Below are 24,188 nucleotides of genomic sequence, written 5' to 3' on the forward strand. Positions count from 1 at the left end.
AATTATTAAAAAAATTTTGATGCATTCAAGTCGTAAAAATTGACATCATTCATATTTTATAACTGTGACTTTGATTATTAAACTATGCCAAAAGACATTTAAAACATAAAAAACATGACTAATTATAACTACAGGCTCGATCTCAGCAATGATGATATTGAGAAAACAAAAAAATACACTGATGCTTTAAATGAATTAAAAAAAGCAGTTGTTGGTGTAAATAGCAAGTTTCCTGAATTTTCGGATGGATTAAAAGAAGGTATTAAAGCCATTGGCGAAAAACTACCGGAAGTGGTAGATGCTATGCAAAAGCTAAATGAACAAAATAAGGAACTTGCCGCATCAGGGCAAAAGCCTAAAAATATTTTAAAGGAATTGGCTTCATCATTTTTATCATGGAATTCCCTTATCTCGGTGGGCATAACCTTACTTGCCAGCTATAGCGATGTAATTATCGATTGGGTAGCCGACATGCTCAAGGGACAAACCACGCTATCGGCCCTTGGTAAGGCTATGAAGGACAATGCAATTATTACCGAATCGCTCATACAAACTAAACTAAAAGGAGACCAGGCAGCACAAAATGAAATCACTAACTTAACTGCTCTGTACCGGGCCACCCAAAGCCACACGCTATCAATGGCGGAAAAAAAGAAAGCTGCAGCTGCGTTACAAGATCAATGGCCCGGAACATTTAAAAATATGAAAGATGAAGCCATTATAGCAGGAGATGCAGCAAACGCTTATGGGGATCTAAGAGAACAAATTCTTGCAACAGCCTACGCTGAAGCGGCAAAAAGTAAAATTTCTGCAAATGCAAGCAGGGCGCTGGAAAATGATTTAAAAATTGCAAAGGAACGTAAGAACAATCTTGACATTATCAAAGAGAAAGCGGCAGTAGATAGGAGCTATGAATATACTTTAAAACACCCTGTTCACGACGAAGGCGAAACTATCAAGGGATTGGCCCGTAGTTCAGGACTTCTTGCTAAAGATCTTGACGCCAGCGACAAAATAATCTATAATTTATCAACAGATTCGAAATTATTAAACGATCAAAATGAAAAATTATATGATGAAATTGAAGCGAGGCAAAAATTAATTTTACCCAACAAGAAGTTAGATGAAAGCGGTTCGGATAAACCAAATAACAGCGGCCCTATTATCCCTCATAAGAAGGTAGAAAAACCTAAAATTGATCAAACCCGTTCTTCCGAAATTCTTCAAGTCAAAGCAATTGATTTTGCGAAACAAATTGAACTTGATAAGCAAAATTATGACACTGAACTTTCGTTATTAAATGATCAGTATAACAAAAAGCTGATTGGCCAGGACGAATACAACAAAAAAAGTGAAGAGCTCCAGAAAAAATTTCACCTCGGCATTGGCGATAAGATCCAGTTTTTCAATAAAAATGATTTTGCTGAAGCGCAAAAACAAATGCAGGCGATGATAGATGCCCATCAGCACGAGGATATGATGGCAAAGGATCAGAAAAAGGTTGATAAAACACTATTACCTGGCCAAAAATTAGATGCCGAGAAACAGCTTATTAATGATAAGTATACTTATGAGATAGGCCTCGCCGCTGGTAACGCCGAAAAAATCAAAGCGCTGGAAGATCAAAAGCAAAAGGATATTACAGCCTTAACTCAGCAATACGAGCAACAACGCAGAGAGTTCGCCTTGCAAAGCGCGCAACAAGTGGCCGACAAAGCTTTTTCTATCATTCAAAATAACATTAAAACTGAAAGCGATGCCAGGATAAGGGGATTAGAAAAAGACAAAGCAGCCGAATTGAGTAATAAAAACCTGACAAAAACTCAGAAAAAAGGGATTGAGGATAAATATCAAAAAAAGGAAGCCGCCGAAAAAGTTAAAGCTTTTAAAGCAGAACAGAAAGCATCTATACTTCAAGCTGTTATAAACGGGGCGTTGGCGGTAACCAAGGCTACCTCACAAACTGGTATATTAGCTCCTTTTGTAATACCAGGAATAATTGCTTCTACCGCTATTCAGGTTGCCACTATCGTGGCTCAAAAACCACCGCAATATGCTAAAGGTGGTCTGCATTATCAGTCGGACGGCCGCGGTGCGTTGTTGCCGGGCTATAGCCGTACGGATAATACAAACGCCTACCTCCGCTCGGGCGAAGCCATTGTAGTATCCGAAGCCATGCGCAATCCATGGGCCCGCAACCTGGTAAGTGCTATAAATGTGGCGCATGGCGGCCGCGACTTTTCAATACCCAATCCCGGCCGTGGTTATGCCGTAGGCGGCATATTTACTGATGGTGGCAATGCTAACCGATATTACAATCAACCGGTTAATGATGTAAAAGATCTGGCCAATACGCTGGCCTATCAAATGATCAATAACTTCCCTCCTGTTTATGTTGATGTTAAGGATATTAATAATCAACAAAATATACTTGCCCAAACAATTAATCGTGTAAACCTTTAAATAAATTATGCCAATCATCACAATAAACATACCTCTAACCTCTAACCTCTAACCTCTAACCTCTAACCTCTAACCTCTAACCTCTAACCTCTAACCTCTAACCTCTAACCTCCATGGATATTCAAATTGCTAATACACTTTTTGATGAAGGGATCTTCTCTGCTATGTACAAAGCAGGGTTCATCACTACTAAAGTATTTGTGTATCGTGAAATCTATTTATGGGTAAATGCCCAACAACAAACACGCAGCATTTCTAAAAATCAAGCTGTACTTGAAGCCGAAATCAAATTCAATAAAGATGAACGCACTATCTGGCGCGCGCTCAATTGCTTTTCTGAAAAAGTGGCTTAAAAATTCGTCCAGTGACAAAACACTGTCACCAAATTAAAAGGATTTTATGCCGACATTTGTTATGTCAATCCACCGAAACTAAAAAAATCCTTGATGATGAGAACAAGCCAAGGCAACTTCAATTCATTCAAATAATTCAACAAATTCCGGTTCAGACAGCCACTGACAAACTACTGTCACCATCAAAACAAGCAATAATCACGACCTTTGATATATGCCAACCGGCATTATAAAACATCAAAAAAACAGTCTGCTATTCCAGGCAAAATAACAAGCCCAGTCCCACTGCCGGACTTTCTCACTTACCGACTTTCGGACAAAAACAACTTAATATGAGCTACAAAATTTATTTATACGACACCGAAACCGACTGCATAGGTTCAGGCAACTTATCATCAGTATACATGCAAACCCAGCTTGCGGTAGCAGCGGGCGATGATGTTGAAGTACACATCAGTTCGGTAGGCGGCAGCGCATTTGATGCCATTGCCATTTATGATCTCCTTAAAAAATATCCAGGCAAAGTTACTACCTATATCGATGCGCTGGCCGCCTCAGCGGCGTCAGTTGTTGCAATGGGCGGCCGGCAGGTAGTGATGAGCAAATACGCGCTCCTCATGATCCACAAACCTATGGTTGGCACTGGCGGCAATGCCGATGAACTTTTAAAAGATGTACAAATGCTAAATGTAGTTCAGGAACGCCTGGCGCAGATCTACATAGACAAATCCGGCCTGGACGGAGTTACCGTAAACAGCTTGATCAACTCAGTAACCTGGATGACCGCAGATCAGGCACTTGATCTCGGTTTTATCGACCAAATCGAAGATTACAGTACAAAGATTACCAACAGCGCACTTATTAAAAACTATACCAGCACAGCTCCGGCAGTTTACCAGCGATGCATTAACAAAATCTTAAACATAAATAACAACAGCATGAACATCGAAAACAAAGAACTCATTGAGAAAACGACATCAGTATTAGACAAGATCATGAACTTTTTTAAAAAGGTTGTCAACAAGCAAACCATCACTGATAAGGGAACGCTCCATCACGCAGGGCAAATTGAAGAGGGTGCCGAAGTTTATCAGGATGAAGACATGACTACACCTGCCATAAGTGATACTTACACCTGTGCCGATGGTAAACAACTGGATATTAAACAAGGAAAGATCCAGAGTGTAACACCTGTCGATCCTGAAAAAGCCCCCGAAGCGGAAGATGAGGACGAGGATTTGCCGGAAAGTAAATTTAAATCAGCTAAAAAAACCAACGATGTGCAAAATCGCATGCAGCAGTTAAAAGCCCGCTTGCACGCACAAAACGCATTGCTAACAGAAGCCCGTACGGCGCTTGAGGAAGCTAATAACCGCCTGCAAAAAACACGTACTGAGGTAAAAAACGAAATCAAGTCAACCTTTATACCCGAAAGTTCAAAGCGCAGCAATAAAGCCCATTCAGAGCCTGCTCCGTTCTTTGCCCCACAAACCGAAATCGCAAAAAATGCGGTTAAAAAGGCTATCGCCTCCTAAACCGATCAACACATTACCTAAACCTTATCATATCTAATTAACCCATTTTTACTATCCCTATACGTTTAAAACAATCAAAGCTCCCCCTTTAGGGGGCTGGGGGGCTAAACTTTATGGCTCAATTTACATTTACTAACAACACCTACGCCGGCGAAGCGCTGGCAGGATTTATGGCAAGCACATTATTAGAAGCCGATTCGGTGAAACGAGGCCTGCTCACAGTAATTAACGACGTAAAAGCCCGCAAGGTAATTCTTGATGTTGACGATGACGTTGTATTGCAAAACCCTTCGGGCATCTTTACCGACCAGGGTACAACCGCTCATCAAACCGAAAGTTATCTTGACCCGGTAGTTTACGAATTTATGAAACAGGAGCAGTGGGATAAGCTTGCGCAGAGCTGGGAAGCCCAGGCCCTAAAACCCGGTGCCTTTATGGATTACGAAGGTGTGGTTGACCTTTCGGACTTTATGGTACAACGTTATTTAACCAAAATCCAGATTGCTAACGAGCGTTTGTACTGGCTTGGTAAGACTGCTACCAAGGAGGCAGCATTCACTGCTGATTTTCCTGGCCTGCTCCCTTCTATAGCTGCCGCTTCCGGTGTTTATAAAGTAGGTTTAAGCAAACCGGCTACCTCCCTGGTTGCTACAGCAATTGACGCAAACGGCATTGTAACAGTAGCCGATACATCAACCCTTGCCGATGGCGACGTTGTTACAATCACTTCAGTAACCGGCACCAGCAAGGATATCACTAACGGAGCACCGGGTATAGCCATCCAGGGGCAATCATACTTTATCCAAATTGCCAGTGCAACTTCATTTAAACTGGTACGCAATTACAACGATGTTAACAGCCGAAAACCAGCAACTTTTAGCGGCACAACTACCGCGGCTACTGTAAACTACATCAACGTGAGCAATGTTTTACAGGTATTGGGCAGCGTTTACGCCCAGCTTGACCCAGCCGACAGGATCCAGGAAGATTTTAACTTACAAATCCCGTTACATGTAGGTTACGCTTATGCCCAGGCACAGGCCAACAAAGCACTCAATGTAATTAACGCCTTTACCGATATGAAAAAGATGGACTACCTGGGCATTCCGCTTCAGATCATGAACCACTGGCAGGCAAATACTATTTTAGGTGCAAGATCTTCAAACCTATTCCTTGGTGTTGACCTTTTAGGTGACGCATCAGAATTATCAACCGTTTACCTGAAGCCTTACACCAATGATAACGTGGTACGCATGAAAGCCCGTATGAAAGCTGCTGTAAACTTCAAATTTGCCAACGAACTATTTTACCTGTCTGCATAGGCAATTATTGAGTTATTGAATTAGTGATTTAGTGAATTTGCTTTCATATCACATGTATAATTCAATAAATCATTAATTCAACAATAACTCCTTGATTCATTAATTCAATAAATCATTAATTCACTAATTAAACTCCATGTCAATTTATAATAAAATAAACGCCGGTTTTAGCCTGGGTACAGATGAACCTATCACCTCCGGTATTGAGGATGTGATCTACATTTTTAATGCAGATGATATTGTACTCACTTATGATACTACCAACCCGCTTATTGTTAAAGGCCTTACTGCAGTAAGCAACGCTAAGGTTTACAAATTTGAGGGCACAAATAACAGCTTCAATACCATGTCCAAACTCGCCAAAACACAGGTGGGCCCACGTTATACCGAAGAGATAGATTTCAACATTGCAGGTTTATCTGTTGATATCAAAGGGCTGCTTATGGCTATGGGATACGGCCGTGTGCGAGCGATAGCCGTTAATAATTATAAATCAAGCGATTCGGCGATTGAACTTTTTGGCGCCGTAAACGGATTGATCCTCACCGATGCTGAACGTAATGCGGCCGATGAATCACTTGACGGTGGTTACAAACTAAAACTTACCAATCCGGATAAAATGAAAGAGCCCTACCCTCCCCGTGCGGTATCTATTGCTCCAACATCGGGCACCGCTACGTACGCCAGTACCATAGCAGCGCTTGAGGCACTGGTTGTAGCATAATCATTGTGTCATGAGGTCATTAGTCATTTTTAATAATGGCTAATGACCATTAAAACATCTTTTTGATATAACCTAAAACTAATGACCAAATGACTAATGACACAATGACAAAGAAATACATTCTTAAACCTGGTCTCCATCAGTTCGCCCCCGGTTCGGCAGCTGTTCATTGTAATGAAAACCTGAGCGATAAAGAAGCAGAATGGTATTTGCAACGATACCCGCATATTGAAGCACTGTTTGCCCCCCGGCCCCCTGAACGGGGAGTTGCAGAGCAGACCAAAGAGCAGCGCCAATCAACAGAAGATGAAATGTTAGGCAAAGGAGGTTTAGTATGAAAACCTACCTTCCGCAAATTGAAAGACGAATACTGGTGAGGCCGAACCAAACCTACGGTATTCTTAACTATGACCTGGATAACGCTTATCCTCAGCGCATGCTTGAGTTGGTAGCCGGATCGCCAACTGCAAAAGATTGCTGGAACAAACGAACAAAATTCATAGCCGGTAACGGGTTTGAAGAAAAGGAACTTGGGAAACAAGCAGTTAACTCTAAAGGTTTAACTGTAGCTAAACTGTTAAAAGCCTTGGCAACTGATAAAGCGCTTTTTACGGGTTTTGGAATCCACGTAAATTACAATGCCGATTTTAAGATCGTATCGGTAAGCTATGTAAAGTTCGAAGACATTCGCATAGGTGATACCGACGCCCCGGAAACAGTTGATAAATACGCATTATACTCCGATTGGGGCCGCAAAACCTGGAAAAATATCATGCGCAGCAAAATCGCATTTTTAGACAGGTACAATCCTGATCCGGAGGTGATCATTGAACAGGTATGCCGGGCTGGCGGCTGGGAAAACTACAAAGGGCAATTATTTTATTTTAACCCGGAAGTTGATGATTACCCCCTGATTGAAGCAGATTCTGTATGGGAAGACTTTGAAACCGAAGCCGGGATCAAAATTTTCAATAACCGGGAAGTGACTACCGGATTCCTGCCCTCAACCATGCTTTTTATGCAATCGCGCCGCGAAGAGGCGGAAAACACCCGGCCTGATGCCAATGAATATGCAGGGATCAATGTTCCATCTCAGCTTGAAAAAGATCTCGGCGCATTTCAGGGAGCAAAAAGCGCGCAAAAGATCATTGTAATTGAATATGAAGATGAAAACTCAAAACCGGAGTTCAAGGCTTATCCAATTCAAAATAACGACAAACTGTTTGAAACTACCGAACGATCTGTCGAAGCAAGGATTATCAAAGGCTTTTCGGTGCCAAAAGAATTGATCAATGTCGAAAAATCATCCGGCTTAAGCAACGGCAGCGAAAAGAAACAGGCTATTCTTGAATTTAATGATAACACCGCTGCCGACAGGTTCGATTTGTCAGAAACCTTTGCCGAAATCTTTATTCGTTTTTACAGAGATATTAATCCCGGCAATAACTGGAACATCGTACCCGTAACAGCAATAGCAGCCGACGATACCCCGGGCTTCAAAGCCGGAAAAGCCATCAACGAGCTGCTGCAATCAGCCATTCCTCAAAAAAGCAAAATAGCTGCTTTGGTATATGCATACGGTTTTAAACAAGCCGAAGCTGAAGCCATATGCCCCTGATTAAGTCATAAGTTTTTAGTTATAAGTCATAAGTTCTAAATATTAAAAGAAGAAAATCTGACTTAAGACTTCCTACTTAAAACTATTATTCCAGCGGGAATCTCAATAAACATCATTATGATAAAACATTTTCAACTCCCCCATTGGGGGTCAGGAGGCCATGCTATGATCTATTTAATCAATCAAACCATATTTCAACAATACGAGGATATCAACGTAAATATTAAGCCCGAACGCCTCAAGGTGTTCATTAAAAAAGCTCAGGAACTCGACCTAAAACCGTTTTTAGGGTATGCTTTATACAACCAGCTGATAACCTATTGCAATGATGACGGCACCATAAAAGAAAACGCGCCGCAGGCTTATAAAGATCTTTTAAACGGCAGCGAGTATCTCGATGATTACGGCCGTATAGTATTGTATGAGGGTCTGGCCCCTTCACTGGTTTATTTCACCTTTGCCCGTTTTATTGAAAACGACTCGGTTCATTATACAGCAACTGGCCCGGTTATCAAACGCCACGATAATGGCAACGCGCTTTCATCACCCGAAATAGTAAAACTCGTGCAGCAACAACGCAGCATAGCCAATGCTTATGTCAATGATGTCGAAAAGTTTTTAAGAGATAACCAGGAAGGCTTTCCGCTTTGGCACTATAACGAAAAGAATAAAAGCAGCAGGCAATCCGGTCCGCGAATCCGTGGTATCGACAAAACTGATTTCAACTATCCGGTCACTATAAATGATTATAATTTACCAATAACCGATTTTTTAAACTAATGGCAAACGATAAAAAAATAAGCGAGCTTCCAATAGCCGAAACTATAAGTGCGTCCGACAGATCAATCCTGATCAGCAATAATGCCGACTACCAATTTGATTTTGCCACACTGCTTCAATTCATCAACTCGGGGCTTAATGCCGGAGCTAACCTAACTTTCGGCCCGGTGCTCCCGCAAAACACAGCCGGTAAAAATGGCGACGTATTTATTAATACTTCTGCAGGTGCCTTTGCGCAAAAAATAGCAGGCGTTTGGACAATTGTTTATACCATAGCTACAGGCAGTAGTACTGATACCACGGTACTGTATGGTACTACCAATCCGGGTACAGGAACCGGCAACAATGGTGATACTTTTATCAATACCGTAAGCGGCATATTTTACAAGAAAAGCGGCGGCGCATGGAACCAGGTATTCTCCATGCAAACAGGTCCGCAGGGACCACAAGGCCCAAGCGGAACAAATGGCACCAATGGAACTAATGGTAAAACCATATTAAATGGCACAACAAATCCGGCAAATAGCCTTGGTACCGATGGAGATTTTTACATCAATACATCATCCTATTACTTTTTTGGTCCCAAAAGCGCCGGAGTGTGGGGAACGGGAATTTCCCTGATAGTTTCGGGCGTACAATTTGAAGAAACAGCCAATAAAAACGCTCCGGACGGTTACGCCGGTTTAGATAGCAGCGGGAAAATTGCATCAGCACAGCTCCCGAGCTATGTTGATGATGTAATAGAAGTTACCAATTATGCCTCATTGCCAACAAGCGGAGAGACCGGGAAAATCTATATAACCACAGATACGAACAACGAATACCGATGGAGCGGATCAGCGTACATACAAATTGTAGCATCACCCGGCACAACCGATGCAGTACCTGAGGGTACAACAAATAAATATTTTACGTTATCGCGGGTGTTAAACGCAGTACTTACCGGCATAGGCTTCGGAAATGCCTCGGCAATATCAGCTACAGATAGTATTTTACAAGCATTAGGTAAACTTCAGGCACAAATTACGGGTTTATTTAAAATTCCCGGTGGAGGAACAAGCGGGCAAATATTAGCAAAAAATAGCAGTGCCGATGGTGACCTGCATTGGATTAACGCACCTTCCGGTAGTGGAGGTGGCTCATCTGAGCCTTCCGGGCAAATTAAATCTTTCAGAGTTGATTACGGCGCTGTGGGTGATGGCGTGACAGATGATACGGCGGCAGTGAACGCAGCGCTGGCGGCTGAAAAGGTGATAGAAGATAGTGGTGATTTTTTTGTTACATCTATACCTATAAATAAATATGGCACAAAAATCCAGGGTAACGTAAGGATTCTAAGGAATAGTCCAAACGGCAATGCAGTTAAACAGCAACTAAACAGCTATGCAGATGATTATCAACACATATTTGGAACTGAATATTTGAGCTCATTCCATAAAAAATTGTATGCTAATCAGACGACATCTTCGCCAACGGCATTAAAGATCATATTTTCAGGTGATAGCACAACTGGGGGTGGTGATGAGGGTAGTGATACCGCAATTGATCAGGTGTTTATTAGCTTAGCTGCTCGGGACTATATACCAAATCTTACATTTGTCAATCATGGCTATGGAGGGCAAAGCACAATCCAGTGGCTTTCGACTTATTTGGCGAATGACTTAGCTCTAAACCCGCATGTATACGTTTTAAGGTGGGGTATCAATGACACCAACGGCTCAACTCCCCAACAACTACTTGATAGGATGGATACAGGATTAAGTACAATCCGTAGCAATTCAAGTTTTACAAAGGATAAGCTTGCTATCATTCTTTGTTCTATGAATACTACTACAGATGATAATCAAAACCATCAGGGAGAAATTTTCAATGAAGAATACAACAAAGGCTTACGTTTACTTGCACGAAAGTATTGCTGCTGCTACATGGATTTATATGCTTTGTGGCAGGATGCGAGAAACGGGCAAGACTATTTCAACCCTTACGATGTAACCAGACCTAACGAGTTAATTCATCCCGGAAAATCGCTTAAGGTACTTATCGCCTGTAAAACATACGAAGTTCTGTTCCCTCTTTATTATAGACGTAATGATATAGTAGATTTAAGCCAATCAGGACGTTTATTTACCGCTCTGCCATCAGCCTATGCTAAGGGAATGTCTTATGAGTATGTGGAGATTGCAAATGGATGGCCTATAAATGGTTTTTTAATTACACATCATCTTAGCAATGATATGTACAGGCAGGAATTATCCTCTTTTAGTGCCACGGACAATAAATTATATATCAGAGTAGGCTGGTCTGCATCCGGTTGGCAACCGTTTTACATTTTACAACCATTACCAACTCAGGTGGCGTTTATTGGAGCAGGTGGTGGTTTTGGCTCAATACCCTTTTCTCAAGCCTATTCAGTATGGCCTGAGGGTATGACACTGGATTATGTTAATGCAACTGATGGATGGCCAGTTAATGGCTCTTTGGTTACATTCAAGAATAATGGAGTTTTTCAACAAACATTGACGAGTACCAGCTCTCCAGTAAGGCAATTTGTTCGTGTCGCTTATCTTGGTACCGGAACATTCAAAGAAGTAACTTTGACGTAATAAGTTATATCTTAGCTGCAACATAATATATTTTTGATGGTTGATAATAAGTTCAAAAAAGGGTTGTTAATTGCTTCTTTATCACTCAACGTCTTATTCATTTTATTTTTTATTGGAAAGCGATTTTATTATAGTCATTGGTCGCTTTTTCATCACGTTAAATTAGATCGCTGGAGTGAATATTTAAAATCAAAGCCGGATACCGGTGAGATCATATTTTTAGGAACAAGCATTACCGAGGGATTTCCTGTAAAAAAGGAGTTCAACAATCCTAAAGTTAAAAACATGGGATTTGCCGGAAGTATATCTGAAAATGGCATACAGGTAATTAAAAGACTAATTTACCGCAGACCTCAAAAGGTTTTTTTAGAATTTGGTGTAAATGATTTTAAATATCATATAAGTGCGGATACAGTAAAATCCAACCTAATCACAATGATTGACATTATTAAAGCTAAGTCACCCAATACAAAAATTTATGTCCAGTCTGTTTTTCCCACCAACATCGACAGTTTGAATAATAAGATTGTTAACTATAACAAAGAAGCTGAAAGTATCTGTTTAACCAAAGAGGCAACTTTTATAAACCTTTACCCTGATTTTCTAAAAGGGAATAAGATAGACTCGGATTTAACAATTGACGGCACACATCTTTCAACTACTGGCTACTTCAACTGGCGGCGGCTAATCGACAAATATGTTAATTGACTTTTTTGTTAACATTTAAATGGCTAAGCTGCGCTGAAAAATATTACAAGTCGTTTTATTTTTTTTACAAGTGGATTTTGCGATTTTAACCGGTATAATTATTTCAATGATACCGGTTAAAATCGCTTATATAAAGACATTACTACAATATAGATTTCATCTTAGGCATCAAATGAGGGCATCCTGCAAAATGCATAAATACCGAAAGCTCATAAATATTTTTTAATGCCTGTAGTTCGGCTTCACTTGTTTGTAGCGGTTCCTTCTCGGTTAATCTCCTAACAATTTTGTAATAGAAGCTCTTTAAAGCTGATGGCTTAATATTAAGTAGGTAAGGATAAAACGCCGATATAATATTTATCACACAAAAGTTAAATTGCGGCGCAATCCATTTCACAAGGTCATCTTTTACAAGCTCATAAGACATCGCCGGGTTCTCGAAATTCCATTCTCCACCATGTGTATCTTCGTAATTATGATAAATATATTCAAATCTTTCGCGGTGATGGCTCGGAGAGCAAACAAATATACCTGCTTGCATTACTTTTTGCAGTTGGTTAACTGGCAGTCCGCGATTTGCATAATAACTTGCAGGAGTTCTGTTATCAATAAAAGGTACCTTATCCCTTGTCCATACATCATATAACCGCTTTAATGATATATCAAATATCTCTTTTGTCGGAATAGCATATTGATCAACACCGCCTACTTTTTCCAAGGGAACGCTGCTCGTAATATCGAATGCGTTGTTTGTATTTATAATTACGTCAGTATCAACCCAAACGATTTGATCATATTTATCAGACCAGGGTTGGGATAAAATCAGAAGCTTTTGCCATGAAGGAGATCGCTTCGATGCACGTTCCGATGTATCTAAATTCTGATCTATAACAATGAGATCAAAATTGAACATATCGCAATAGGCAGTCCAGTTGCTTCGGCAATATTCATCAAATAAGTTTTTATATTTTTCACCGATGCATAAGGTTACTATTGCTTTTTTCATTCTCTAATTTTTTCCAAATATAATATAAGAAGATCAGGTTACTGAGGGTATCAGAAGATGTAGCCTCATTGGATCGATAGGTCCAATGTCAATACAAGATCATCTAACAGCGCACTGCCTTCAAACAACATTATGCTTCTTATAATCAATCATTAATTTCTACATCATGACAACATTCGAACACAGAGAGATCAGAGGCATCACCATCAAGAATATGATAGTTACTATAGCCAGCACCATAAGTATTGTTGTTTCTGTAATGACAGGCTATTTCCAATTGAAAGGTGATATTAAAGATATCCGCTCCTCACAGGAAACACAAAGCAGGATCAACGAAATCAGGTTAAAAGTCCTTGAAGGGACAGTCAATGTGCTGCAACAGGAGGTTCAGGAATTAAAAGAGGAAAAGAAATCTTAAATGCAATTGTTTAAGAGTTGTGCCCAGAACGAGATTCGAACTCGTACATCCTTACGAATGCCACCCCCTCAAGATGGTGCGTCTACCAATTTCGCCACCTGGGCCTTTTAAGAAGAATTGAGATATGAGATTGGAGACATGAGATGCGAAAATTTCTCAATTCTCACATCTCAATTCTCATATCTTAAAAAAGGCGTGCCCGAAGAGAGACTCGAACTCTCAAGAGACAATTCTCAACGGCTTCTGAGACCGCAACGTTTACCAATTTCGCCATCCGGGCTTATCGTTTTATTAACAAGCGTGCAAATATAATCGTTTCCGGCAAATTGCAACTCAATAAATTAAAAAATGAGTATTATGTTGCTTAAAGTCCTGTGAACCTCTAACTTAGGTTTCATAAAATAATTCATATCAAATTAAATGAAGCCAAACCACATTTTTATTTTAAGTACAGTACTATATTTTTTACTACCTATTTACGTTTTAAAAGCACAAACCATTACCATTTTACAACAAGACAAGCCAACAAGTATCCGTGGCTTATCGGTAGTTGACGATAAAATAGCATGGATAAGTGGCAGTAAAGGATATATTGCTAAAACAACCGATGGCGGCAAAACCTGGAACTGGCAGCAAATAAAAGGCTACGAAAAATCCGACTTCCGGGATATTGAAGCTTTCAATGATAAAGAGGCGGTGATCATGAGTTCGGGCTCGCCCTCCTTTGTCTTAAAAACATCAGACGGGGGACAAACCTGGCAGGAAAAATATCGAAAAACAGATACTACTTATTTTTTAGATGCCATGGATTTCGCCGATAAACCTCACGGTTATATTTTAGGTGATCCTATTAATAGTAAATTCTTACTATTGGAAACTAAAGATGGTGGCGAAACATGGAACGAGTTGCAAAATGCGCCAGAAGCTTTAGCCGGTGAGGCTGCTTTTGCAGCAAGCGGCACCTGCCTTAGGGTAACAAATAAAGGCTCAATCTATATCGCCTCGGGAGGTAAAAGTACAAGGCTTATTTCCTTACAGCCAAATAATGATCAATGGCAGTATTTAAACCTGCCACTGACGCACGGGCGAAGTAGCGAAGGGGCTTTTTCCTTATCAATAGTACAAAACCAGGCAATTATTGTTGGAGGCGACTATGCTAACGACAAAAAAAACGATTCCGTAGCCACTATCCATATAGTTCACCCCACTCCCACTTTTACGCCGCCGCAGACAGCCCCTGCAGGTTTTCAATCCAGTGTTGAACATATAAAATCTGGAATATTCCTTTCAACCGGTACCCCTGGAAGCAATCTTACTACCGATGGAGGCAAGACGTGGAAGCAAATTGACAGTACAAGTTTCAACGTTTGCCGCAAAGCCAAGCACGGAAAACTCGTATTATTGGCGGGGAACGGCGGTAAAATAGCTATCTTGAATTTATAGTTTACTGGTTTTTAATATCTTAAAAAAAGCTTTACATTAATTTAAAAAATAGCTTGCAGGGAATAATTAAGAACCCTATATTTGCACCACTTTAAACGGAAACGGTTAACCGAACCAAAGAAGTTGAAAAGTATGATTCCGTAGCTCAGCCGGTAGAGCATAACACTTTTAATGTTGGGGTCCTGGGTTCGAGTCCCAGCGGGATCACAAAGCCTTTGAAAAGAGGCTTTTTTATTTAAAAACAAAGCTGCCTTTAAACGGCTTCGCCTTAATAAAGCGAAAAATTTAAAGAATGATTCCGTAGCTCAGCCGGTAGAGCATAACACTTTTAATGTTGGGGTCCTGGGTTCGAGTCCCAGCGGGATCACTTAAAAAAGACGATCAAATTTGGTCGTCTTTTTTATTACACAGCCCCATGTTTCCAATCCATTACGAACTCTCAATTGCAAAAAGCACTCAATTAATACAATTATCCGTTTCGTATAAAGACAATAGTTCGCCAGTTAAAACAAAAAAGTTTTTGGTTAATACTTTAAAAGTACTTTGAATTTAAAAGTTATTAATTAGCTTTATGTTTGAAAATATCTCAAAGAAATTTTACTAATATGAGAATGCTCTACGACCAAGCCAAAGCCGACCCATGGTTCCGGCGCTTCGCTATTTTCTGCCGCGTAACCCTCGCCGCGAGTTTCTTGCCAACCGGCTTTGTCAAAATCATGGGTCAGCGTTTCGCTGAAGGTCTGCCGCACAACAACCCTTTGGGGCATTACTTTGATGCCTTACTCCAGACCGGCTATTATTATACCTTCATTGGCATTACGCAAATCGTTATAGCTGTCTTATTATTAATCCCGCGTACCGCACTGCTCGGTGCCATTATGTATTTTCCACTGATCATTAATATCACCGTACTGACCTATGCCACACGTTTTGACGGTACCCGACTCATCACCATGATGCTATTGGGCTTTATCTACCTATTGATCTGGGATTATGACAGGCTAAAAAGCTTATTGCCAATTAAGCAGTCTCCCGCTCCCTCTTTTGAACGAACGGCTAGTACCGGACGATTCCGCCTATATTTTTTCGGCGGAGTCTTTACCATTCTCGCCTTCATTATTGGCGGTACTTTTTACTTATACGAGATCACGCCGGGCAATGAGGAAGCCGAATGTCGCAATCAATGCCCTTCCAGTAAAAACCCGAAAGCCTGCCAGGTTTTCTGCGATTGCATTTACAAAAAAGGTCAACCTTTGGATAGTTCCCTGGCCACTTACAAAAAGGCAAAAGACCAACGGCATCCCTGATCATACAACTTTAATCTTCTGTTAAATGGCTCGGGTTTTGTCCTGATGGACACACTATATAGCAAAAAGGAGGCTGTCTTTTGGAGACAGCTTCCTTTTTATAAAAAATTTACCAGGTGTATGACGGAGTAACAACAGTTTGCGAAGTATTACAATAAAACAAACTACCCCACCCAACTTCGTCGGTAATTGTAGCTGTAGCGCCTTCATTTACATGGCTTGCCATTACCTGCTCGGTATAAGGCATGCTCAACCCTCTGTATCGGTGATAATAGTTATAGGCCATATACCAGATAGGCCGGTAATTACCACGGTTAGATGATGAAATAGCAGCAATTGGAGGCGTAACCTGCCATATCGGCGTGGCCGGGGTTACAGGATCCCAGGTTACGCTGTTTCCAAGGTTATACTTGGCTGTATATTCCATGGCCTTGCCAATCACCCCGCTACGGGCGTCATAAAGTGATTTGTCACCCTGATTATAGGCCATCTGGGCCCATTCCAGGAAACTGGCCAAACACAATTGGGTATAGTATTGGTCACGCCCTCCCTCAACAGGCTGCCCTGTTGACAAAAATGCCGTTACGTTGGTGCCATTATCGGCGCCATTAGCAGCGGTTCTGTTAAAGTATTCAAGTGAAAGGTTATATGCCGTCTGGCTTTCGCAGAAGATACCGTATGCCATAATAAATTTACCTGCACTTGATCCCCATGATGGCCAGCCGGCTACTACAAAGGGCGCTGTTTTGCTATAGGTAGCAGCGTAAGCTGCATAATAGTTATAAAATATCTTGAACAGGTTTTTATAGTTGGTCTTTTTAGTTGAAGTAAGACCGGAATAATTGTAAACCATGTCTGCTCCATAAATCATAAAATGCAATCCGTAGCCATTACATAATTGCCAGTCGTTATCGGGATATTGAATAGATGTACAGGTTGAGGCCCATGCGTCAAGTAATTGAATAACCTTGTCTGCATACTGGGTTTGTCCGGTCATATTCCACATAACGCCGTTTACAAACATAGCCATCGCATCATTTTCGTAGTCACTTTTATATAAATTACGGCCTACCTGAGCGTGTGCGTGCGGTGCATAGCTGCTGGATAAAAATGTGGCATAATTGCTTTGAAAGTTAGCGAAGGTTGTTTTGTAAGGCTCCACATTAGCCATGGCCTGGGCATAAGCATATTGCATTTGTGGTTTAGTGAGCACCGTTCCGGGATGTATGAAATCAATCGTCGATGTTTTTACGTTACTATTTTTAGACTCATCAGCTGTATTAGTTGATATAAGAGCTTTTTTTTCTTTAGAGCAACCGGTAAACGCGGCAAGCATAACGATACATGCATAAAACAAAGCTTTTCTCATAATTTTTTAATTTTAAGTTGGTAAAATGTAATTAGTAAGATTTAAGTCCTGAGCAATTATTCAGCGGCATTTTCCTTCGCTCAAGGCAATAGATCACCTGTCACGCCGATTCAGCCTGTCAAACATTTTTATTAAGCATTGATTTTAACTGATAATTGGCAATCAGTTTTCAGGGTATAACAAGAGGTTTTATACCGCACAGAAGCATAATTGATCCTTCCCCGAATCAATTATTGAGGTTGAAGTGATTTTAATTTATTTCATTAGCTTTGGGTTTAAGTGATACATATTGAATTTGTTATAAAAAGCATAATCATGATTAATATTTTAATTGCTTCAACTATTTTTCGATAAAAAAGGATTGTTCTATGGGCATAGCAGTTTGCAGTTTTGGCTCATGGCTATTACCATATTGCCATGCCACTACCGTAACTTTTACGGGGAAACGGCTTCGTGGCGGAATGTCCGTAATATTTAACATACCGCCCGATAACTCTGCGGGCCCTTCCAATACATAAAAACCTACCGGTACATGCGCATCTGATCGGGCATCCAATTTTATTCCTTTCGCATATTGCTTTTGGTTAGAGATTGGCAAAAATGTAATATGCTGCTCCTTTCCTACTGCGTTGCGAGGAGGTACAATCATCAGCGATTGCTGCACCGCAGGTTTATATTCAGCATTGCCTGGATGAGTAGCAGCAAACCATAATTCATAACTATGCGGATTGTCCCAATAACCAGCTTGCGGATTTAGCCTGAACGTTGAATCATTTAACTTGATGACCGGGCCGATGATCCGATTGATAGTAATAGGAGTACTTTCAACGGCGTGCCCTATAGAAGAACCAACTGGCCTATCAGACCAAACAGGTAGGCGAGGGCTTCCCCCCGGCACTGTATCATAAAAAGCAGCATGAAGTGTAAACGTAATTCCATCTTCCGCAGGCTCAAACTTCAGGTTTACCTGCTGATGCGTATTGTGCTGTTCAACCATTTGCCCATGTTGCACATATCCTATCAACTGTGGTTTTTGATTGCGATGTTTTGCCTGGTATGCTATAGTTACCTTGGCCGTTTCCTCATCAAAATACCAAAATGCCTTCGAAACATCATCTTTATAACTACCTATGGGCGCGGCATTGGCAGCCGGCGGTTCATTATAGCGCCATTTATCAACCAGCCAACCCGTTTTTGTCGGATCGATGTCGATCAATTTCGGCGCAATGCCCGTTGGTACATTTTGGGGTAAGCGGTATTGCATGGCCTTTTTAATATAAAAGGCAAGGTAACCTATCTTTTCCCGGGTAGCAGCGAAATGCCCCTGGGCCGGGCTTGACAGCATACTCAGCGGCAGCAGCGGATGTTTCTGCCGCTCTTTCAACCCTTCATCGCTCCAGGTATTGGCAGCTTCGTATTCACCCATCGTTTCCAGGCAAGGGATATAATCCAGGGTCTGATCCTTACTCCAAATATCCGGGGCAAAAACATTTCTTACGTAGGGCCATTGCCCACTTACCGAGATACAAGCCAGCGTACGCGAGGGGTTCCAGGCGCCGAAATAATAAGGTGCACTTGCCGCTGCTGAATGCCCCATAGGGATCACCGCCGCCGTTTTTAGTTCGTTGTAACCCGAAATATCAGCCAGGTCATTAATCAATGTATTAAACTGATCGCCGGCACCTTCATTAAATAAAAATTTAAGATTGAAAGCCGGGCTAACCCAGATCTCTGCAACACCCAATTCCCCCATTTTCGTCCTGAATTCGGGGTCTTCCAGTATGGATTGCTCTTCCATATTGTTTTGAGCGAATATGACGGTCTTCACTTGTTTACAGTTTGGCGCTATCCATAAAAAAGCCCTTGAAGGATCTTTATTAACCCCTACCTGTTTAACAGGCACCGACCATTGCCATACCGCGGCATGAGCAAATGGCCTTGCCAAAAACATGAAAGCAGTCAAAAGAGCAGCACAACGGTCATTCCTTTTTTTCATAATCTTAATTCAATACAATTTCAGCATCAGTACTTACAGGCATATTAAAACACCACTGTTTGTTGCCGTTTTGATTTACCAATTCGCCTTTTATCGTTATGTTCCTCAGAATAATGCTATGTTGCACAGACAATAGATTAGCAGGCAGATAAAGCTTCACCGGGTGATCGGCGGTAAAATGCAATTTGCCTTGCTCTAACCACAATGCGGCTGATGCCGGTTGTGAAGATGTTAAACCATAACCGTTTTTAGCTATACTTATGCCTCTACCTAAAAAAAGACGAACCAGCTTATTACCGTTAACGCTAATCACTCCATATAAACCCTTAAACTGCACATCTTCAAAACCAACCTGCCGGGCTTCGGCATGTGCAAATATGTAATCGTTTCGCCCTGATTTATTATTGACAATTAAACCGGTAAATCCGGGCTCATTACCAAACGAACCAATGCTTTTAATAGATGTTCCGTTATTTGCAGCTCCTGATGGCTCGTAGATGGCGGCAAATGGCTTGCTCCATGCCTCGCCAGTTTGGCGTACAACAACCGTAGGTAATGGCATGTTGGCAATACTATCCGGTATCATTTCATTTTTACGCCATGCTTTTGATGGCGGTGCTTTTACACTGAATACTTCCCTGCCGGCATAGCCTTTCATCCACATATTCATCAATATGGCTTCCCTGCCGGGGATGCTTAAACTGAAACGGGCTTTAAAATCATGGTCAGTATGGGTTGATTTTTTATCGTAGAAATAGTCATAGCCCACCAGTTCCGTATTAGCGAACGTAAGTTTCTCTGTTGGCCGGATTTCCAGCGGTTTGTTGTCGTTATCAGATAAAATTACCTGCTGCCCGAGGTTATGGTAGATATAATCATGCGACTTGTCCTTACCATCTTTACGCCTCGACCTGAAGATATCTACATAATACCCCGTCGAATCACCGGTACGAATAATACTCATCAGCCTGTTCTGATCTGCGTTAGTTTCAGGTTCCAAAAATGAAACATCTGAAAAGGTAATGCCTTTAAAATACCCAGCCTTTTGGGCAGATTGTGGGTAAAGGGCGTTGAGTTTTAAGGGATGATTACTTTTCATAACCGGGTACGATGAAATGCCATCAACCACCACAGTATTATGCGCCGGAAACTGTGAGTAGTATTCGGCATAGTCGGTCTGAAAATAACTCCCGCCAATGCCACCTTCCGGCGCAAGCACTATTCCCCTGCCGTAAAGCTCCATGGCAATGCCGTTTGCATGCATATGGTTACCGCTGGAACCGACTTGAGAAATCATCAGCCCTGTGTTTATGTCCAACCCATTCCGTTGTACCATCCAGCTTACGTTGGGCGACCAGAATGTTGCAGTCATGTAATCGCCTGGTGATCCTACCTTAACTGTATCAGGAACGGTAATAGGCGGGGTACCAAAAAGCGCATTGAAACCTGTTTGGCGTATAGCTGTTTCAGGGCCGTCCTGCTGTCCCAGAGTGTTGATCGTTTTTAGCATCCGGCTGTAAATAGCCTCCTGGGCCTGCTTGTTGTTTACGCGGGCGTTACGGACCAGATCGGATATGGCATCCGTTCGGAGCCTGCCGTAATGAGTATCACCAAATCCTACAATATAACCATTAGGGTAAAGGTATTGCGCATAAGCCAGCACCGCTTTGGGTAATATCGGTATTTGTTTAAGGAGGTCGGTATGCAGCGTACGGTCAAACAGGTTCACAAAACCCGTAAAATCAGCTATCACATTCTGAGAATAGCCGGGGCACTCACCCCAGATGGCAGTTACCGGGTCATAACCTTTAAGTAATGTGGTCAAACTCCACTGGCGTGTATAGGTCTTATTCAGGATCTGGTCAAGGTAGTATTGGCATCCTTTTTTATCGGCATAATAGCTGTCATTTTCAAGAATGATGGCGATATCTGCTACAAACTTGGCTTCTATTAAATCCCAGTTATTAAAAGGCACACCATTTTTGATGATGAGATCGGCCCATTTCTTAAAGGTAACGGCATACGTCTGTAATTTTTCGGGGTGATGTTTTTTGATATATGGGAAAAGGAAATCGTAGCCGGCGGTTAAAGGTTCCAGCACATCTTCGTGGATCACTTCAAAAGCGGATAAACCAACCAGCGTTTGATCATGACCATGGTTAAGGTCAACCGGTTCGTTCCGGTACCCCATGCCTGTGATATATGGATCCAGGATGGAATAAGAAAAAGCGGCATATTTTTCATCGCCGGTAAACCAGTAAAGCATTGCGGCGTTCCGGGCCTTTTCAATGATCTCGATATTGATAGATTCGACGATCCTCCCTGTTTTTGACTGCTCTACCCACTCCCATGGCTTGCCCGGTACCGTTCCGTTTTGCAGGTACAATTTTCCATCTTCATCCATGTAAGGCTTGATATCTTCAAGTTTTGGACGCATATATTGGGTAGCAACATCCCGCGTTCCGGTAAACCTGACAGTGGGCACAGGCGCACGACCGGTTGCGTAGGCATAGATGCCGTTTTTAATAAACACATCAGTATAATGCTGCTTCCAGTACATTTGTAACCGCGATACCATCCAGGAGCTATCTACCTGACAGCGGGAAACATATGCATCCACATCAGTCCTGATCCTGTCGAAAGTTTGCGCTGCCCAATCTTCCTTTTTTATAAGTGTATTAAGTTTATCCCTGCCGGTATTTTCATCTGCAAGCAAGCGGGGATGGCCTTTTATATTCACACCGGAAATATCTATCTGTTGCGCATTCACAGGTGTAATTGCAAGTAACCATAACGACAAACCAGACAAGGCAAGTTTGGTCGCCGTGTTTTGTCTCCGTAAATATCTTTTAATCATGATGATCATCATTTACTCTTCTTTCTTTATAAAATAATATGCTATTTATCTACCCTGAACCAATCGAAATCCGCATAACCACCCATACGTACATCAGCGGCGCTGATACAAAACAAGCCTACTTTAGCACCTATCCATTTATCAGGTTTGGCAGCAAACTCTTTTCCTATAGTGGTAAAATTTATCCCATCCTCGCTGTAACTGAAAACACACCGGGCATCGGGAGCGCTTACTTTGATGCACAGATATGCCTCAGCACTTTTGATACGTTTCTCATCAGTCACTTCCTCCGTTGTACCGTCCATGGCGTTTTTACAAACCACTGTGTTTAACTTATATCCCTGATCATCTTTTGATATGGAGAGGTAGGCATAATCATTGCCCATCATTAGTAAACCTGCTTTTTTTCCCTGTCCTGTCTCCCACTCAACCTGGTATCTTACCTTTGTCGTTACTGTAAATTCGGGGGCAGGCAGTTTTTGCAGTAACAGGTTAGGAGTATTCCAAAGGTTAATCGCATTTTTATCCTGCGGATAAGCAAACAACCGTAAATAGCCTGATCCTTTGATCTGGGCACTCCATTGAATTTTAGAATTAGCATGCCATTGCCACTGCAAACCGGTTTTATCACTGTTAAATTCATCGCTTTCGGCAGGTGTCTGGATAGGATACACCGCACCTATATTTGGCTTTTTATAGGTAAGTACAGGTTCTCCCTTACCATCCTGATCCGGGTCATTACCAATCACCGGCCAGTCGTTCACCCATTTCATCGGTTGTAAATGAACTACCCGGCCGTAAACACCTTTGTCCTGGAAATGAATAAACCAGGGCTCACCTGTTTGGGTTTCCACCAGCGCACCCTGGTGCGGGCCGTTCACATTGGTTTTGCCCTGGTCCATTACTACCTTTTCTTCGTAAGGTCCATAAATATTTTTAGAACGTAGTATTAATTGCCAGCCGGTAGCTACTCCCCCTGCCGGGGCAAAAATGTAGTAATAGCCATTTCGTTTATAAAACTTGGGACCTTCTATGGTATGATTTTTTCCGTGTCCGTCATAAACATGTGTTCCTTCATCGGTAACTGCTGTTCCACTTGCATCCATCTTAAAAATGGTGATGAGACTGTTAACACCGGCACGGCTGCCAGCCCAGGCAACAGCTAAATAAGCTTTGCCGTCATCGCCCCAAAAAGGAGCCGGATCAATAATCCCTTTACCCGGCAATACCAACACCGGTTTTTCCCAATCCCCTGCAGGATTCCTGGTTTTAACCATGTAAATACCGTAATCGGGATCAGGATAATAGATATAAAACTCATTATTATGATAACGGATGCAAGGGGCCCAAACCCCTTTTCCGTGTTGAGGCAAATCGTAAACCGCTGCAGGCTCCTGCTTTTTTAAGGCATAATTGATCAGCTGCCAGTTTACCAGGTCCTTAGAATGCAGAATTGGCAACCCCGGCATACAATTAAAGCTGGATGCCACCATGTAATAATCATTACCTACGCGGATAGCATCAGGGTCAGAATAATCGGCATGGATAATGGGGTTTTGATAAGTGCCATTGCCTTTATCGGCCACCCAAACTTTCGATATTTGCGTGAAGCCCCGACCAGTACCCATAACCAGGATGAATCCCGTTATTAAGCTTTTTATAAAACTTCTTTTATACATTGTTAAG

18 protein-coding genes and 4 tRNA genes are annotated in these 24,188 nt (G+C 41.7%); 15 read left to right on the top strand and 7 right to left on the bottom strand.

Annotated features, from left to right (window positions below):
• Window positions 1–114: 114 nt before the first annotated feature.
• The 10 genes from AC59JO_RS01790 to AC59JO_RS01835 all read left to right on the top strand — a co-directional run bounded on the left by AC59JO_RS01790 (window position 115) and on the right by AC59JO_RS01835 (window position 12,106).
• Window positions 115–2,463 (top strand): hypothetical protein, encoded by a 2,349-nt coding sequence (locus AC59JO_RS01790; protein WP_497302971.1) that lies wholly within the window; start codon window positions 115–117, stop codon window positions 2,461–2,463.
• A 113-nt stretch (window positions 2,464–2,576) separates the two neighbouring features.
• Window positions 2,577–2,816 (top strand): hypothetical protein, encoded by a 240-nt coding sequence (locus tag AC59JO_RS01795; RefSeq protein ID WP_413668918.1) that lies wholly within the window; start codon window positions 2,577–2,579, stop codon window positions 2,814–2,816.
• Window positions 2,817–3,148: 332 nt separating this feature from the next.
• Window positions 3,149–4,351, top strand: coding sequence for a head maturation protease, ClpP-related (locus AC59JO_RS01800; RefSeq protein WP_497302974.1), 1,203 nt, complete (start codon window positions 3,149–3,151; stop codon window positions 4,349–4,351).
• Between the two features lie 113 nt (window positions 4,352–4,464).
• A complete protein-coding gene (locus tag AC59JO_RS01805; RefSeq protein WP_497302976.1) occupies window positions 4,465–5,673 on the top strand; it encodes a hypothetical protein in 1,209 nt (402 codons plus the stop codon).
• Between the two features lie 136 nt (window positions 5,674–5,809).
• Window positions 5,810–6,397 carry a hypothetical protein gene (locus tag AC59JO_RS01810; RefSeq protein ID WP_413668921.1) on the top strand — a complete coding sequence of 196 codons (588 nt, stop codon included), beginning with the start codon at window positions 5,810–5,812 and terminating at the stop codon, window positions 6,395–6,397.
• 89 nt (window positions 6,398–6,486) lie between these two features.
• Window positions 6,487–6,735 carry a hypothetical protein gene (locus tag AC59JO_RS01815; RefSeq protein WP_497302978.1) on the top strand — a complete coding sequence of 83 codons (249 nt, stop codon included), beginning with the start codon at window positions 6,487–6,489 and terminating at the stop codon, window positions 6,733–6,735.
• Window positions 6,732–8,015: a hypothetical protein gene (locus AC59JO_RS01820; protein WP_497302980.1), complete on the top strand. Its 1,284-nt coding sequence runs from the start codon at window positions 6,732–6,734 to the stop codon at window positions 8,013–8,015. The genes AC59JO_RS01815 and AC59JO_RS01820 overlap by 4 nt, the downstream gene beginning before the upstream one ends.
• A gap of 117 nt (window positions 8,016–8,132) precedes the next feature.
• Window positions 8,133–8,795, top strand: a complete 663-nt coding sequence (locus AC59JO_RS01825) for a DUF6712 family protein (RefSeq protein WP_413668924.1) — start codon at window positions 8,133–8,135, stop codon at window positions 8,793–8,795.
• Window positions 8,795–11,398, top strand: a complete 2,604-nt coding sequence (locus tag AC59JO_RS01830) for an SGNH/GDSL hydrolase family protein (RefSeq protein WP_413668925.1) — start codon at window positions 8,795–8,797, stop codon at window positions 11,396–11,398. The genes AC59JO_RS01825 and AC59JO_RS01830 overlap by 1 nt, the downstream gene beginning before the upstream one ends.
• 36 nt (window positions 11,399–11,434) lie before the next feature.
• A complete protein-coding gene (locus AC59JO_RS01835; protein ID WP_413668926.1) occupies window positions 11,435–12,106 on the top strand; it encodes a GDSL-type esterase/lipase family protein in 672 nt (223 codons plus the stop codon).
• A gap of 142 nt (window positions 12,107–12,248) precedes the next feature.
• Here AC59JO_RS01835 and AC59JO_RS01840 read toward each other — a convergent pair whose 3' ends face one another.
• Complete coding sequence (locus AC59JO_RS01840) at window positions 12,249–13,112, bottom strand: hypothetical protein (RefSeq protein ID WP_413668927.1); 864 nt, start codon at window positions 13,110–13,112, stop codon at window positions 12,249–12,251.
• A gap of 166 nt (window positions 13,113–13,278) precedes the next feature.
• Between AC59JO_RS01840 and AC59JO_RS01845 the strand changes: the two genes are divergently transcribed.
• Entirely contained in the window at window positions 13,279–13,530 is a 252-nt protein-coding gene (locus AC59JO_RS01845) for a hypothetical protein (protein ID WP_413668928.1), read from the top strand.
• A gap of 20 nt (window positions 13,531–13,550) precedes the next feature.
• On the opposite strand, the gene AC59JO_RS01850 is transcribed toward AC59JO_RS01845, so the two are convergent.
• Window positions 13,551–13,634: transfer RNA gene (locus AC59JO_RS01850), tRNA-Leu, on the bottom strand.
• A gap of 92 nt (window positions 13,635–13,726) precedes the next feature.
• Window positions 13,727–13,810, bottom strand: a tRNA-Leu gene (locus tag AC59JO_RS01855).
• A 140-nt stretch (window positions 13,811–13,950) separates the two neighbouring features.
• Between AC59JO_RS01855 and AC59JO_RS01860 the strand changes: the two genes are divergently transcribed.
• The 4 genes from AC59JO_RS01860 to AC59JO_RS01875 all read left to right on the top strand — a co-directional run bounded on the left by AC59JO_RS01860 (window position 13,951) and on the right by AC59JO_RS01875 (window position 16,280).
• The gene (locus AC59JO_RS01860) at window positions 13,951–14,973 is read left to right on the top strand and encodes a WD40/YVTN/BNR-like repeat-containing protein (protein ID WP_413668929.1); all 1,023 of its coding nucleotides are present in this window, start codon (window positions 13,951–13,953) and stop codon (window positions 14,971–14,973) included.
• 134 nt (window positions 14,974–15,107) lie between these two features.
• Window positions 15,108–15,180 (top strand) — tRNA-Lys (locus AC59JO_RS01865).
• An 87-nt stretch (window positions 15,181–15,267) separates the two neighbouring features.
• Window positions 15,268–15,340, top strand: a tRNA-Lys gene (locus tag AC59JO_RS01870).
• 238 nt (window positions 15,341–15,578) lie between these two features.
• Window positions 15,579–16,280 (top strand): hypothetical protein, encoded by a 702-nt coding sequence (locus AC59JO_RS01875; RefSeq protein ID WP_497302984.1) that lies wholly within the window; start codon window positions 15,579–15,581, stop codon window positions 16,278–16,280.
• Between the two features lie 109 nt (window positions 16,281–16,389).
• Here the strand turns inward: AC59JO_RS01875 and AC59JO_RS01880 are convergent, their stop codons facing one another.
• From AC59JO_RS01880 to AC59JO_RS01895, 4 genes are all read right to left on the bottom strand, one after another.
• The gene (locus AC59JO_RS01880; protein ID WP_413668931.1) at window positions 16,390–17,649 is read right to left on the bottom strand and encodes an alginate lyase family protein; all 1,260 of its coding nucleotides are present in this window, start codon (window positions 17,647–17,649) and stop codon (window positions 16,390–16,392) included.
• A gap of 340 nt (window positions 17,650–17,989) precedes the next feature.
• A complete protein-coding gene (locus tag AC59JO_RS01885; protein ID WP_497302987.1) occupies window positions 17,990–19,645 on the bottom strand; it encodes a hypothetical protein in 1,656 nt (551 codons plus the stop codon).
• A 4-nt stretch (window positions 19,646–19,649) separates the two neighbouring features.
• A complete protein-coding gene (locus tag AC59JO_RS01890) occupies window positions 19,650–22,502 on the bottom strand; it encodes an endo-acting ulvan lysase-like protein (protein WP_413668933.1) in 2,853 nt (950 codons plus the stop codon).
• 41 nt (window positions 22,503–22,543) lie between these two features.
• The gene (locus AC59JO_RS01895) at window positions 22,544–24,181 is read right to left on the bottom strand and encodes a glycoside hydrolase family 43 protein (protein ID WP_497302990.1); all 1,638 of its coding nucleotides are present in this window, start codon (window positions 24,179–24,181) and stop codon (window positions 22,544–22,546) included.
• Between the last annotated feature and the right edge of the window lie 7 nt (window positions 24,182–24,188).

This window comes from Mucilaginibacter sp. A5337 (genome assembly GCF_059690695.1).

What these genes read in the sequence shown, in the direction of transcription:
- AC59JO_RS01790 (WP_497302971.1), top strand. Translation starts at nt 115, where the DNA reads ATGACTAATTATAACTACAGGCTCGATCTCAGCAATGATGATATTGAG.
- AC59JO_RS01795 (WP_413668918.1), top strand. Translation starts at nt 2,577, where the DNA reads ATGGATATTCAAATTGCTAATACACTTTTTGATGAAGGGATCTTCTCT.
- AC59JO_RS01800 (WP_497302974.1), top strand. Translation starts at nt 3,149, where the DNA reads ATGAGCTACAAAATTTATTTATACGACACCGAAACCGACTGCATAGGT.
- AC59JO_RS01805 (WP_497302976.1), top strand. Translation starts at nt 4,465, where the DNA reads ATGGCTCAATTTACATTTACTAACAACACCTACGCCGGCGAAGCGCTG.
- AC59JO_RS01810 (WP_413668921.1), top strand. Translation starts at nt 5,810, where the DNA reads ATGTCAATTTATAATAAAATAAACGCCGGTTTTAGCCTGGGTACAGAT.
- AC59JO_RS01815 (WP_497302978.1), top strand. Translation starts at nt 6,487, where the DNA reads ATGACTAATGACACAATGACAAAGAAATACATTCTTAAACCTGGTCTC.
- AC59JO_RS01820 (WP_497302980.1), top strand. Translation starts at nt 6,732, where the DNA reads ATGAAAACCTACCTTCCGCAAATTGAAAGACGAATACTGGTGAGGCCG.
- AC59JO_RS01825 (WP_413668924.1), top strand. Translation starts at nt 8,133, where the DNA reads ATGATAAAACATTTTCAACTCCCCCATTGGGGGTCAGGAGGCCATGCT.
- AC59JO_RS01830 (WP_413668925.1), top strand. Translation starts at nt 8,795, where the DNA reads ATGGCAAACGATAAAAAAATAAGCGAGCTTCCAATAGCCGAAACTATA.
- AC59JO_RS01835 (WP_413668926.1), top strand. Translation starts at nt 11,435, where the DNA reads ATGGTTGATAATAAGTTCAAAAAAGGGTTGTTAATTGCTTCTTTATCA.
- AC59JO_RS01840 (WP_413668927.1), bottom strand. Translation starts at nt 13,112, where the DNA reads ATGAAAAAAGCAATAGTAACCTTATGCATCGGTGAAAAATATAAAAAC.
- AC59JO_RS01845 (WP_413668928.1), top strand. Translation starts at nt 13,279, where the DNA reads ATGACAACATTCGAACACAGAGAGATCAGAGGCATCACCATCAAGAAT.
- AC59JO_RS01860 (WP_413668929.1), top strand. Translation starts at nt 13,951, where the DNA reads ATGAAGCCAAACCACATTTTTATTTTAAGTACAGTACTATATTTTTTA.
- AC59JO_RS01875 (WP_497302984.1), top strand. Translation starts at nt 15,579, where the DNA reads ATGAGAATGCTCTACGACCAAGCCAAAGCCGACCCATGGTTCCGGCGC.
- AC59JO_RS01880 (WP_413668931.1), bottom strand. Translation starts at nt 17,649, where the DNA reads ATGAGAAAAGCTTTGTTTTATGCATGTATCGTTATGCTTGCCGCGTTT.
- AC59JO_RS01885 (WP_497302987.1), bottom strand. Translation starts at nt 19,645, where the DNA reads ATGAAAAAAAGGAATGACCGTTGTGCTGCTCTTTTGACTGCTTTCATG.
- AC59JO_RS01890 (WP_413668933.1), bottom strand. Translation starts at nt 22,502, where the DNA reads ATGATTAAAAGATATTTACGGAGACAAAACACGGCGACCAAACTTGCC.
- AC59JO_RS01895 (WP_497302990.1), bottom strand. Translation starts at nt 24,181, where the DNA reads ATGTATAAAAGAAGTTTTATAAAAAGCTTAATAACGGGATTCATCCTG.